This is a genomic window from Nocardia sp. NPDC004068, assembly GCF_042874315.1.
GTDB lineage: Bacteria > Actinomycetota > Actinomycetes > Mycobacteriales > Mycobacteriaceae > Nocardia.
The window spans coordinates 481,279-493,737 of the sequence record NZ_JBIAMW010000002.1 but is presented as its reverse complement, the minus strand read 5'-3'; the positions used below and the strand labels follow the sequence as shown (position 1 = coordinate 493,737).

Below are 12,459 nucleotides of genomic sequence, written 5' to 3'. Positions count from 1 at the left end.
TCAGATCCTCGGCAGTTCGTCGTTCAGCAATCGTCGCCGACCGGAACCGGTGACGAAATCGTCGGCGCCGCGCGCCCCCTGTTCGAAGGCCCCGCTGGCCACGCTCGACAGTGCCCACGGCGCGAGCACCGTCGAACCGCTCCAGTCGTGGATCATCTGCCGGTAGGCGATCCGCCAGCTGCCGTCGCGACATTCGACCCGATCGACGTATCGGCCGCAGAAGACGTTGATCTCCTCACTGCCAGTTTGCTTTTGGAAGGTCAGCACGATCGCCTCGGAGAACGCCACATCGCCGTCGACCTCGACGAGGTGGTTGGTGACCGCGTGCGTCGTCCACTCCGTCCCCGCCAGCTTCGAGGCGACGATCCGGTCGGCGAATTCCCATGCCGGTCCCGCGTCGGCCCCGTGATTGTCGTAGGCGTCCGGCCAGAACGCCTGCTTCACCAATTCGGCGTCGCACCTGTCGATTCCACGACAGTACGTCAGCAGGAGATCCGCGACGGCCTGCTTGGCCGACAGTTCCGCCAGTCTGCTCTCATCGACCATTGTCCGCTCCGATCGGTCGTGGCGACAGTTCCGCTCCGACGTACCCGGCGGTCCAGCCGCCGTCGACGGGTACGACGGTTCCATTGACGAAGTCGGACGCCGCGCTGCTGAGAAACACCACGGGCGAGGCGATTTCGTCGGGGCGACACCAGCGGCCCATGGGAGTGTTCGCCCGGATCGAGGCCGTCATCTCGTCCGATTCGAAGAAGGACGAGGTCATCGGCGTCTCCACCACGCCGGGCGCGACGGCGTTGCACCAGATTCCGCGCCCGCCGCATTCCACCGCGGTCACCTTGGTGAGCATGATCAGCCCGGCCTTCGCCGCGCTGTAGGCCGCCCGATCGCGAAAGGCCGCGAGCCCGGCCATCGACGCGATATTGACGATCTTCCCCCGGCCCTGCTCGATCATGCCGGGAATCGCCGCCCGGGACAGGACGAACGGCGCGACGAGATCCACCTCCAGCGTGTGCCGCCAGACCGCGGGCTCGATGTCGAGCATCGGCGCGATCTGCCGCGCGCCCGCGTTGTTCACCAGAATGTCCAACCGGCCGAACCGTTTTCGCACGCGCGCCGGGAGCGCCTCGGTCTGCGCGTCGTCGGTGAGATCCGCCGGGAAGATCTCGACCTCGCCGCCGAGTTCGGCGGCCGTGCGCTCCAGGGCCCGCGCGTCGATATCGGTCAGCGCCACCACGGCTCCGGAGGCACGCAAGGCCCGGCAGATCGCGCCGCCGATGGCACCCGCCGCCCCCGTCACGAGGGCGACCTCTCCGTCGAAATCAGCCACGCCTGCCCGCCTTTCACCGCATGTGATCTAGAGCACTATAGATAGTATACGAAATACCGTCAGGTCAAGCGCCGACCTTGATCGCCTGCCCGGTGACGTTCCGGCTCGCCGCGGAGGCGAGGAACAAGATCACATCCGCCACCTCGTCCGGCTCGCCGTCCCGATCGAACGACCGCTTGGAGCGGTAGGCGTCGACGTACTCCGGGGCCACGCCCGCGGTGAGCCGTTCGTTCCAGATCAATCCCGGCACAACGGCATTCGCGCGAATCCCGCACGCCGCGCCCTCGACGGCGAGGGCCCGTGTCAGGCCGAGCACACCCGCCTTGGCCGACGCGTAGGCCACCTCGCCGAACGGCGCGGGCGACTCCGACGCGAGCGAGGAGACATTGACGATCGCGGGCGCGCCCGAGCGCCGAAGCAGCGGCCAGGCGGCGCGGGCGTGCAGGAAGTGCGAGGTCAGCGAGGTGTGCAGCACGGTGTCCCAGCTCTCGCGCGTGGTCTGCGGGAACGGCGAGAGCTGGTTCAGCCCCACGCTGTTGATCAGCACATCGAGTCGGCCGTAGGTCTCGCCCACGCGCGTGAACAGCTCGTTCACCTGGTCTTCGTCGGCGGCGTCGACCACGCTGGCCGAGACCCGCTCGGCGGGATACTCCTCCCGTAGCCGCGCGTGAAAACCGTTCAGCCGCTTCGGATTACGGTCGGTGATCACCACCGTGGCGCCCTCGGCGAGCAGCCGACGGGCGACCGCGGCGCCGATCCCGGCGCCCGCCGCCGCGTTCACCAGGGCGATGGTCTCGTCGAAACGGTTCGTCACAGTGCCGCCTCCGCGGGTTCCTCGACAGCGCTGCCGAGCCGGTAATCGGACAGGTCGGCCTCCTTGGTCAGCCGCCACCAATCGACGACCCGCCACGGATTGGCGACCACCACCCGACCGCGGGAGTTGCGGTAGTAGGTGGAGAAACCCGGATGACTCCAGATCATCCGTTCGTGGGCGGCGTCGACCGCGTCGTTGTAGGCGTCGTTGACCTCGGGTCGGCATTCGGCCACCGTCGCGCCCGCGGCGAACATCTTCGCCAAAAGGCTTGTGATGTACCGCATTTGGCATTCCAGATAGAAGATCAGGCTGCCCCCGTGCCCGGCCTGGGTGTTGGGGCCGTAGAGCGCGAACAGATTCGGGAAGTCCGGCACCGTGGTGCCGAGATAGGCGCGGGCGTCGTCGGCGCCCCACACCTCTCGCAGCGTGCGCCCCGACCGCCCGGTCAGCTCGAACGACGACAGGAAGTTCACCACGTCGAAACCGGTGGCGAAGACGATCACATCGAGGTCGACGACCCGGCCGGACCCCACCCGGATCCCGTCGGCGGTGATCTCGGTGATCGAGTCGGTGACCAGTTCGACATTGTCGCGGCGCAACGTCCGGTACCAGCCGTTGTCGAGCAGGATGCGCTTGCCGAACGGCGGGTAGGTCGGGGTGACCCGCTCGATCAGGTCCGGCCGCCCCGCGAGCTGGGATTCGAGGTAGCGGGTGAAGAACCGGCGATGCCCGTCGTTGATCGCGTTGATCGACCGCTCGGGATGCGGCCAGTCCGGATCCTTCTGGAAGGACTCGTAGAGGGTGTCGTTGAGCACCCACGCCAACCGTTGCCGATACCACGACCGATACAGCGGCACCTCCCGCAACAGGAACCGCACCGACTCCGGCACCGCCGCGCGGAACTTCTCGAACGGCGCGACCCAGTGCGCGGAACGCTGGAACACCGTCAACGCCCGGGCGGTTTCGGCGATGGCGGGCACGACCTGCATCGCGCTCGCGCCGTTGCCGATCACACCGACCCGCTTACCCGCCAGATCCAGACCCTCCGGCCACCGCGCGGTATGGCACCACTGCCCCGCGAACCGATCCAGGCCCGGAATGTCGGGAAGTTTGGGTCGGCCGAACGCGCCCACGCCGCTGATGACGATGTTCGCCCGCAACTCCGCCCGGGTGCCGTCGGCGGCCACGGTCTCCACCGTCCAGAGCCGCTCGCCCTCGTCCCAGCGCGCCGCGGTCACCTCGGTGGAGAACCTGATGGCGTCCCGGATGTCCCAATCGGTGGTGACCCGCTCGAGATACGCGTGGATCTCGTCGCGGCTGGCGTAGTAGTGCGGCCAATCGAAATCGACCGTCGAGAACGAGTACAGATGACTCGGCACGTCGACGCCGCAGCCGGGATACCGGTTGTGCCACCAGGTCCCGCCGACGCGCGGGCCGCGCTCGAGCACGGTGCAGTCGACGCCGATCTCCCGAAGCCGGTGCGCCGCAAGCATTCCGGAGATCCCGGCGCCGATCACGATGGCGGAGAATCCGGGCGGGGCGGCGGGGACGTCGCGCGCCCGGGTCGTCGCGCCGAGGGCGGCGTGCAGATCGTCGGCGATCATCGGCCCGTACTCCGGCGGCACCGGCTCGCCGATCGAGACCGACAACATGTCGGTCAGCAACCGCTCGTCCGGTTCGGGCAGCGCCACGGGCTGTCCGGCGTGCCACCGGGAGATGGCCGCGGCGGCGGCCGAGCGGATCTCGTCCTGCACGGCTTCGGGCAGGCCGCCGGAATCGTTCTCGTCCAGACCGCGGCCGCGGGTGGGCCGGTACGGATCGGCCAGCCAGCGGCGGTCGCCGGTCAGGTGCACCAACACCATGAGCAGGGTCGGGACATTGGCCTCGCGCACCGCGTCACGAACGAGCGCGTCGTACGCCTCGCGGCCGAGTGCGCTGGAATCGCGCGTCATGGGAACTCTTCTCCTCGAAATCGGTTCTAGCCGTTGACCGATCGATCCCGCCCAGTCCAGAACCGTTGCCGCAGTTCGCGTCTGAGGATCTTGCCGGTCCCGGTCTTCGGCAGTTCGGCGACGAACTCCACCGAGCGGGGGCGCTTGTAGGCGGCGATGGCGGCCAGGCAGGCGGCGTCGACCTGTTCGGCGGTGACCTCGTAGCCGTCGCGCACCGCGATCACCGCGTGCACGGTCTCGCCCCACCGCTCGTCCGGGATGCCGACCACCGCGACCTCGGACACCCCGGGCAGCGTGTAGATCGCGTTCTCGACCTCGGTCGGGTAGACGTTGAAACCGCCCGAGACGATCATGTCCTTCTTGCGATCGACCACGTGCAGGAAGCCGTTCGACATCCGCCCGATGTCACCGGTCGCGATCCAGCCGCCGTCGAGGATCGTCGCGGCCGTCTCCTCGGGCAGATTCCAGTAGCCCGCCATGGCGGCGTCGCCGCGCACCTGGATCTCCCCCGGTTCGCCGGGCGCGGCCGGTTCGTCCTCGGCGGCCATGAGCCGAATCTCCACGAACGGGCTCACCCGGCCCGCCGACGCCAGCCGCTCGGGCACCCCGCCCTCGGGATCGAACAGATGATCCGGCTGGGAAAGCCAAGTGTTGTACGGCATTTCGGTCAACCCGTAGGACTGCACGAACACCGGGCCGAACGCTCGGATCGCGCGCGCCAGGCGATCCGGCGCGATCGGCGACCCGCCGTAGAGCACGGTGTGCACACGGGAGAAGTCGTGCGCCACGCTCTCCAGCGCGGGCAGCAGCATATTGATCATGGTGGGAACCAGCGGCAGCACCGTGGCCCGGTGCGCGGTGACGACATCGATGTACTCGGCGGGATCGAATCGCCCCAACGCCAGATGCCGTGCGCCGCGCAGGAAGTAGGCCATCATGGCGTAGCCGCTGAGATGGGTCAGCGGCGCGACGTGCACGAGCACATCCGAACTGCTCGCCCCCGGCACCTCCACCAGGATGTTGCGCAGGATCGCGAGCAGGCTGCGATGGGTGTGGACGACGCCCTTCGGCCTGCCGCTGGTTCCGGAGGTGTAGGGCATCCAGGCCAGATCGTCGGGCCGGATCTCGACATCGTCCGCCTCGTCGCCCGCGAACAGCGAACCGAACGGCACGCCGCCGGGAACCGGCGGGTCGTCGAGAGTCACGACGACACCGTCGAAGGGGTCCAGCGCGGTGGCCACATCCGCTGCCCGCTCGCCGTCCACGATGACGACGCGGGCGCCCGCGTCGCGGACGATCTCGGCCACCTCGACGGGATGCAGGCGATAACTCAGGGCCACCCGCACGAAGCCGCCGATCGCCAGCGCGTGATCGATGGTGAAGCATTCCGACCGATTCCCGGTCAGCACGACGACCCGATCGCCCTTCCCCGCACCGAGCGCCCGGAGACCGGACACCAGCCGACGCGCCCGCGAGCCCAGTTCGCGATAGGTCACCGTCTCCCCCGACGTCTCCACGACCGCGGGAAGATCCGCATAGTCGAGGTATCCACGCCGGAGCACCGACGCGACGGTCGGGCCCGCCTCGGAGCGATCGATGGTGTCCACGCTGACTTCCCTTCGTGAGTGGAATCATATTTAGTATACAGAATCCTATGCACGGCGAGAAGTCGGGATACCGTAGTCGATATACTGGATCCCCCGACCGCGCGGGAGCCTCGCGGTCCCACCGAACCACCGCCTGGAGGTACCCCGGTCCATGGCAGACGACGACACCGCCCCGCCGCGGACCGTGACGCTTCCCGCCAGCCTGAAACAGGTTGCCATGGACGAGATTCGGCGCCGGATCTTCGCCCGCGAACTGAAGGCGGGAGCCAGGATCGATCCCGACGCCCTCGGCGCGGAACTCGGCATGAGCAAGATCCCCGTCCGCGAGGCCCTGTCCGCCCTCGTCGGGGAGGGCATCGTCGAACTGATCCCCCGGCGCGGCGCGTTCGTCGTCCCGCTGTCCAAACGCGATGTCGAAGACCACTACTGGATGCTGGCGGTCATCTCCGGCCGCGCGGCCGAACGCGCGGCCGAAACCCTCTCCGAGTCGGCCCTGGCCGAACTCGAGACCCTCGCCGACGCCATGGAACACGCCACCACCGAGCGGCAACGCGACCAGGCGGCCTTCCGCTTCCACAGCCTGATCAACCACGCCGCCCAGTCCCCCCGCATGACCACCGTCCTGCGCATGCTCGGCACCCCCCTCCCCCTGGGCCTCTACGAATCCCACGCCCGACTGGCCGCCGACGCCGACACCGAACACCGAGAGTTGTTGGCCGCCTTGCGATCCCGCTCCCCCGCCGCGGCCCGCCGAGCGATGGAACACCATTTCATGGCGGGCGCCGAAGCCTCCATCCGCGCACTGGAGGCCCAGGGTTTCTGGGACGAGAGCCCTAGCTGACCTCGGCCCGGTTTCCGAGCGTGGATCATCAGCCCGTCCCTCACACCGCCTTCGGCCGCAGGGTGCTCCCCGGCCGCAGACGCCCCTCCGCGTCGAGGTCGCCCAGTACCGCGGGCAGGCCGACCGAGAGCATCCGGCGGCGGACCCGGCCCAGCAGCGTGGACAGCAGGAAACCGCCCACGCCGGTGTAGCCGGTGTGTTCGTAGGTGAAGCGGGTGCCGTTTTCGTGCGGTTCGATTCGGTAGGTGACCGTGGTGAGTTGGCCGCCCTCGCCGCTGGTCCAGGTGTAGCGGAACAGTCGGGGTGGGTCGATCTCGAGGACCTCGCAGTCGACCACGCCGTTCCAGCCCGGGGTCGGCTTTCCGACGAACCGGAAGCGGGTTCCGGGCTCGGGTCGGAAGCCGACCGGGCGGCCGCCTCGGCCGGTGCTGGTCCACAACGGAACGAGGTCCGGATCGGTGACCGCGTGCCACACCTGGATCGGGGAGTAGGGGTAGTCGCGGACGATGTGGATGTCGCTCATTCGAGCTCCTCGGAACGGAAAAGGTTCACTGACTGTAAAAATCCTAACACCAAACTTTCAGTGACTGTACTAATCTTGGCGCCATGCCAGGTCCCACTGCCCGCGAGGAGGGCGTCCGCGAGCGCAAGAAGCGGCTGACGCGGGAACGACTGTCCGACACCGCGACCCGACTGTTCCTCGAGCGCGGATTCGATGCGGTGAAGGTGTGCGAGGTGGCCGCCGCGTGCGGTGTCTCGGAGAAGACGGTGTTCAACTACTTCCCGAGCAAGGAGGCATTGGTCCTGGACCGGTTGGAGACCGCCGTGGACGCCATTCGCGACGGCCTCGCCGACCCCGATCACGACCCGGTGGCCACCTGTGTCCGCATCCTCGAACAGGAAACCCGCGGTCTCACAGCCACATTCGCGACCGGCGGCAGCGAGGCCGCCGCGCGACTACGGCGCTTCGGCGAACTCCTGCGCGGCACCCCGGCCCTGCGCGCCTACCAGAGCGGCATGATGGACCGTTTCGCCGACGCGGCCGCGACCGCCCTCGCCGCCCGGGTCGGCCTGTCCCCGACCGACCCCGAACCCCGCCTGGCCGCCCACGCGTTGCTCGGCCTGTGGCGCGTCCAAGGCGACAGCCTGCACCGCCATCTGCTCGAAGACTGTCCCCCACAACGGCTTTCCGATGCGGTGATCGCCGACGTCCACCGCGCCGCCCGGCTCCTCCGGACCGGACTCGGGCCATGGAATCCGCCACCCGACGAGTCGCGGTGAACACCCGGACCCGAGACGAATCCCCCGCCGATCAGTCGGCCTTGCGCAGCCGCTGCCATGTCGGTCCGGGCCCCGCGCCGACGTTGGGGTCGTAGGACGGATCCTCCGACAGCACATAGTCGCCCTGACCGTCACTCCACACGCTGTCGTAGCCGTAGGGCAACTCGACGGGCACGGGCTGGGCGGGGTCGTCGTAGCGCGCGACGCCCATCGTGGCCAGATACTGGTCGTCGTAGACGCGGTCGTAGGTCCGCTCGCGCTGCTCCCAGCCACCCACGACAGCGGCGTCGGCGGCGGCCGAGAGCTCCCGGCCCTGCTGCACGAGCTGATCGCCCCACGCCACCTGCGCCCGGTGCGCGGCCTGCTGTGCGGCGAACCACGCCTGCTGCTGATCCAGGGCATTGCCCGCCAGCTGCCGAAACACGGTCTCCAGCGCGGTGATCCAGTCCGGCTCGACACGGAATGTGCGGCGCAGGGCGTCCAGGGTCGGCGCGTGCTCGTCCCACCGGTCCAGCGCCGCACCGACCGACAGGGCCGGGAAGGTGAACCAGTAGCGCAGGTGCTCGACACCCCACATCGTCGGCAGCGGCGTGGGCGCGTCGACCCGCGACACGAGGGCGACGATCTCGCGAAAGGCCCTGCCGCCCATGGTGTATTCGAGGGTCACCCGCACACTGTCGTCGCCCGGCGCGACCGTCCGCTGACGGTGCGACGGCCACGGCGGCGCGGGTTCGGCCTCCACCCGCACCACCCGCAGATCCGCGACGCCCGGCCGCACCGAGGGAAACAACACCGTCGCCACCATCTCCGCCGCGGGCCGGGGCCGCAGGATCGGCACACCGAAATCCAGCGATCCCTCGGCCCGCCGCCCGCCGTCGACCCAGCTGAACGCGCCATTGGGGAACAACGCCAGCCACGCGCTGCCGTCGGGAGCCTGCGCGGTCGCGGTGGGCGTCACGGGATTCAGCAGCGACTGCCCGTTCCACCGCACCTCCGACGACGCCCGCCACCCGTGCGGAACGAGGAAGGTGAACGCCGTGCGCCGGGTCATCGGGTCCGCACAACGGTGCGCGCCGAGGCGGATCATCCCTCGATTCTATGGCCGCGGGGCGAATCGGTCTCGGCGCGCGCGGATTTCGCGCTCAGTCCCGTACCGCCGCGCGCAGCGCCGCGAGCCGGGCGAGGACCGGCCGCTCGGCCTGTCGGGTGCCCGGCGCCACCTGCGGTACCGGGCGGGCGGACACCAGGGTGAGATGCGCGCTGGGTTCGCCGTGAATGCTGGTGAACGCGATCCCGACCGGAATCCGGACGAAGTCGCCGGGCTCGAGCTCGACCACGCCGCGCTGGGTGACCAGCGTCCTGGTGCCCGCGAGCTGATAGTGGATCTCCTCGGCATTGCGGATCCGGCGATAGACACGGCCCGCGGACCGCTCGGCGAAGGTGCGCCCGAGCAGCACGTCCGAGGACGAGTACAGCCACGTCGTGCCGGGCGCGTGCGGGGGCGGGCGCAGCACGGCCATCCGCTCCGTGTCGCGGGTGGCCTGTTCGAGCAGGGTCAGCTCGTCGGCCGGGGCCATGACGATGTCGTGTCCCGCGCCGCCGAGGCATTCGGTGATCATCTCGTTGACCGTGGCGGGTTCCCACCCGTCGAACGGCGGCATCAGGAATTCCGAAACCCGGTGCGCGACAGCCGTTTCGATCACCGGCGCGGGGATGTAGAACAGGACGTGGATATCGCGCAGACCGTAGTTGTCGTGCGCGCGGCCCACCGGGATCCGGGTGAAGTCCCCGGGACGCATTGTGACACTGCCGCATTCGGTGAGCACGGTTCGCTCGCCGGTGACCTCGTAGGACAGCTCGTCGACATCACAGTTGCGGTGGTAGAAGGGCTGGCGACCGTTCATGGTCTGCCACTCCACGCGCAGGAAGTCGCTCTCGTACACCCCGCGCGGCGGCGCGAAGTCCCGTTCGACGTATTCGGCGTCGAAATGCACCACCTCGAGCGGCGGTTGATCCCGATACCGTTTCCGGGCCGCCGGGAGCGGATCGCTCAGCAGCAGTTCCTCCTGCCGGGGCAGCACCACGGGTGGGCGGTCGAACGGGAAGGCTTCCAGGTGCTCGTCGACGTTCGTCATCTCGGTTCCTCGTCGTAGGGGGCGATCGGGTCCGCGTGGCCGACGGCGCGGCGCAGCACCGCGGCCGCGTCCGCGCCGTCCGCCGATGTCCAGGCCACGTGCTGGTCGGGCCGCACCAGGGTGAGTCCCGCTACCGGCTGGTGCAGCACCGTGAGCGGAATGCCCTGGGCGGCAGCGGCATCGGCGAACTCCGGCACCAGGGGATGGCGGGTGTCGCCGAGGAGGGTGAACTCCGGGCCCAGATGGTCGTAGAGCGAATCCCCGGGCCCCAGCCATCGGTGCGGCAGCCGGGGTCCGCCGCTGTCGCAGAGCACCGGGGAGCCGCGATAGGTGTAGTCCAGCACCAGGTCCAGACTGTGGAACTCGCTGTCCTTGGCCTCCTGGACCGCCCGCGCCACGAGCGGCCGGGCCGACTCGAATTCGGCCGTGCTGCCGTGCAGTCGGGGATCGGCGAGTTCGGGCCCCAGCACGGCCATGTTGCGGACGGCCTCGGCGATGGTGCGCCGCGCGATCGGTTCGCGTTCGGCGGCATAGCTTTTCAGCAGGGTCGACGGCGCCCAGCCGTGCACGACGGCGGCGAGTTTCCAGCCCAGGTTGACCGCGTCGCCGATACCGGTGTTGAAGCCGTGGCCGCCCCACGGCGGATTCAGGTGCGCGGCGTCCCCGGCGAGGAAGACGCGGTCGGTGCCGTAGCTGTCGGCGAGCAGCATCTTGGCCGTCCACGGATCGGTGGCCAGGATCTCGGCGTCGATGTCCGCGCCCACCAGGTTCCGCACGACGCGCAGCGGGTCGGCGTCGCCGCGCTCGGCGGACAAGCCCTGCGCGATGGCCCACCAGGTGTCGGTCAGATCCAGCCGCCCGAGCATGCCCGGCTGCGTCGCGCCGAGCACCCAGTAGTGGACCGCAGGGCCGTGCGGAACCCGTTCGGCCAGACCGGGAGCGCGGAAGACGATGTTGTAGTTGGGTCGTTCGTCCGCGCTGCCGACGTACCGCGCGCCGATCGCCGCCCGGACGGTGCTCGCCGCGCCGTCCGCGCCGACGAGATAGTCGGCCCGCACCCGGCGTTCGGCGGCGTCGGGGCCGGTGAGCGTCGCCGCCACCCCGTGCGTGTCCTCCGTGACGGCGGCCACGGTCCAGCCCGTCAGCAGGGTGGTCAGCGGATTCGATGTCACCTCCGCCCGGAGTACCTGTTCGAGCGCGGGCTGCGGAATCTGCTGCCCCGCCTCGGCCGCGCGGTCGTCGCCGCCGAGGTCGAGCCCGAAACACCGGTCGAACCAAGTGATCTCGCGGCCCAGCAGGCCGGTGGTGAACACCACCCGATCCGACCAGGACACGGGTAACGGGGCCTCGGCGCGCACCGCGTCGGCGATCCCCCAGCGGCGGAACAACTCCATCGTCCGGGCGGAGGTGGTCTTGGCGCGCGGGCGCAGCCACGACACCTGCGTGCGGGGTTCCACGACGAGGCTGCGCACCCCGTGATGGGCGAGCTCCAGGGCGGTCGCGAGCCCGACCGGGCCGCCACCGGCGACGAGGACGGGGACATGTGTGGTCACGAGCGTCGAAACTCCTTGTGCGAGTGAGATATCGAGGGATCGCCGAGCCGGACGCGGTGCGCGTCCGGGGCGCGGAGGACGCGGTCCGGCCGTGTCGCTATCGTCGGGGAAGGGAATCGCACCGCGCCCGGTGGATTCCATTCAGTGGCACAGGCGGAGGTACGGCCGTGGCGGGTGAGAACGGCGGGGAGCCGGTGCTGGATCGCGCGTTCCGAATCCTGGAGGCGTTCACCGCCGTCGAGGAACGGCTCACCCTGACGTCGCTGAGCGCGCGCAGCGGACTGCCCAAGTCCACGGCGCTGCGCCTGGCGACCCGGCTCGTGGAGCTGGGCGCGCTGGAACGCACGCCCGACGGGCAGTACGTGATCGGACTGCGGCTCTACGAGATCGGCGCGATGGCCCCGCGCAGTCAGCGGCTGCGCCGCATCGCCCTGCCGTACCTCGAGGATCTGCATCTGGCCACCGGACAGCATGTGCTGCTGGCGGTCCGCGACGGATACGAGGCGGTGCTGATCGATCGGCTGTCGGCTCACGACGCGGGCCGGGTGATGTTCCGGGTGGGCGGACGAATGCCGTTGCACGCCACGGGCGTCGGGCTGGCGTTGCTCGCCAACGCGCCCGCGGCGGTGCAGGAGGCGATCCTGCGGGGAGAGCTGACGCTGGAACCCGAACACGACACCCTCTCTTCCGAGGATCTCCGCCGGACCCTGGCGCGGGTCCGCAAGGACGGCATCGCGGTCATGAGCCGCCCCTATCCCGAACCGATGACGTCGGTCGCCGCGCCGGTCTTCGGCGCCCGCTCGGTCGTGGTCGCGGCGCTGTCGGCCGTCGCGCCCACCGGCCGGGTGGAACCGGCCGCGTTGCGCCCGGCGGTGATCGCGATCTCGCGCGCGGTGTCGCGCCAGCTGGCATCGGCGAACGCGGGCAAGGGCTGGGCGGACTGACC

The 12,459-nt window shown here is 69.8% G+C and carries 12 protein-coding genes; 3 read left to right on the top strand and 9 right to left on the bottom strand.

Annotated features, from left to right (window positions below):
- The 5 genes from ACFYTQ_RS06390 to ACFYTQ_RS06370 form a co-directional block, all read right to left on the bottom strand.
- Positions 1 to 546: a nuclear transport factor 2 family protein gene (locus ACFYTQ_RS06390; protein ID WP_387357599.1), complete on the bottom strand. Its 546-nt coding sequence runs from the start codon at positions 544 to 546 to the stop codon at positions 1 to 3.
- Positions 536 to 1,330 carry an SDR family NAD(P)-dependent oxidoreductase gene (locus tag ACFYTQ_RS06385; protein WP_387357598.1) on the bottom strand — a complete coding sequence of 265 codons (795 nt, stop codon included), beginning with the start codon at positions 1,328 to 1,330 and terminating at the stop codon, positions 536 to 538. The genes ACFYTQ_RS06390 and ACFYTQ_RS06385 overlap by 11 nt, the downstream gene beginning before the upstream one ends.
- A gap of 64 nt (positions 1,331 to 1,394) precedes the next feature.
- Entirely contained in the window at positions 1,395 to 2,144 is a 750-nt protein-coding gene (locus tag ACFYTQ_RS06380; RefSeq protein ID WP_387357597.1) for an SDR family NAD(P)-dependent oxidoreductase, read from the bottom strand.
- On the bottom strand, positions 2,141 to 4,096 hold the full coding sequence (locus tag ACFYTQ_RS06375; RefSeq protein WP_387357596.1) for a flavin-containing monooxygenase: 1,956 nt from the start codon (positions 4,094 to 4,096) through the stop codon (positions 2,141 to 2,143). Before ACFYTQ_RS06375 ends, ACFYTQ_RS06380 begins: the two co-directional genes overlap by 4 nt.
- 26 nt (positions 4,097 to 4,122) lie before the next feature.
- On the bottom strand, positions 4,123 to 5,703 hold the full coding sequence (locus ACFYTQ_RS06370; protein WP_387357595.1) for an AMP-binding protein: 1,581 nt from the start codon (positions 5,701 to 5,703) through the stop codon (positions 4,123 to 4,125).
- A 151-nt stretch (positions 5,704 to 5,854) separates the two neighbouring features.
- Between ACFYTQ_RS06370 and ACFYTQ_RS06365 the strand changes: the two genes are divergently transcribed.
- Positions 5,855 to 6,544: a GntR family transcriptional regulator gene (locus tag ACFYTQ_RS06365; protein ID WP_387357594.1), complete on the top strand. Its 690-nt coding sequence runs from the start codon at positions 5,855 to 5,857 to the stop codon at positions 6,542 to 6,544.
- A 40-nt stretch (positions 6,545 to 6,584) separates the two neighbouring features.
- Here the strand turns inward: ACFYTQ_RS06365 and ACFYTQ_RS06360 are convergent, their stop codons facing one another.
- Positions 6,585 to 7,067, bottom strand: a complete 483-nt coding sequence (locus ACFYTQ_RS06360) for an SRPBCC domain-containing protein (RefSeq protein WP_387357593.1) — start codon at positions 7,065 to 7,067, stop codon at positions 6,585 to 6,587.
- A gap of 83 nt (positions 7,068 to 7,150) precedes the next feature.
- Between ACFYTQ_RS06360 and ACFYTQ_RS06355 the strand changes: the two genes are divergently transcribed.
- The gene (locus ACFYTQ_RS06355) at positions 7,151 to 7,825 is read left to right on the top strand and encodes a TetR family transcriptional regulator (protein WP_387357592.1); all 675 of its coding nucleotides are present in this window, start codon (positions 7,151 to 7,153) and stop codon (positions 7,823 to 7,825) included.
- Positions 7,826 to 7,856: 31 nt separating this feature from the next.
- Here the strand turns inward: ACFYTQ_RS06355 and ACFYTQ_RS06350 are convergent, their stop codons facing one another.
- Genes ACFYTQ_RS06350 through ACFYTQ_RS06340 form a run of 3 tightly spaced genes read right to left on the bottom strand, consistent with a single transcriptional unit; the run spans position 7,857 to position 11,513 of the window.
- Entirely contained in the window at positions 7,857 to 8,912 is a 1,056-nt protein-coding gene (locus ACFYTQ_RS06350) for a hypothetical protein (RefSeq protein WP_387357591.1), read from the bottom strand.
- Positions 8,913 to 8,967: 55 nt separating this feature from the next.
- Positions 8,968 to 9,960 carry a hypothetical protein gene (locus tag ACFYTQ_RS06345; RefSeq protein ID WP_387357590.1) on the bottom strand — a complete coding sequence of 331 codons (993 nt, stop codon included), beginning with the start codon at positions 9,958 to 9,960 and terminating at the stop codon, positions 8,968 to 8,970.
- Positions 9,957 to 11,513 carry an FAD-dependent monooxygenase gene (locus ACFYTQ_RS06340; protein ID WP_387357589.1) on the bottom strand — a complete coding sequence of 519 codons (1,557 nt, stop codon included), beginning with the start codon at positions 11,511 to 11,513 and terminating at the stop codon, positions 9,957 to 9,959. The genes ACFYTQ_RS06345 and ACFYTQ_RS06340 overlap by 4 nt, the downstream gene beginning before the upstream one ends.
- 167 nt (positions 11,514 to 11,680) lie before the next feature.
- Here ACFYTQ_RS06340 and ACFYTQ_RS06335 point away from each other — a divergent pair, with 167 nt between their 5' ends.
- Entirely contained in the window at positions 11,681 to 12,457 is a 777-nt protein-coding gene (locus tag ACFYTQ_RS06335; protein ID WP_387357588.1) for an IclR family transcriptional regulator, read from the top strand.
- Positions 12,458 to 12,459 lie beyond the last annotated feature (2 nt).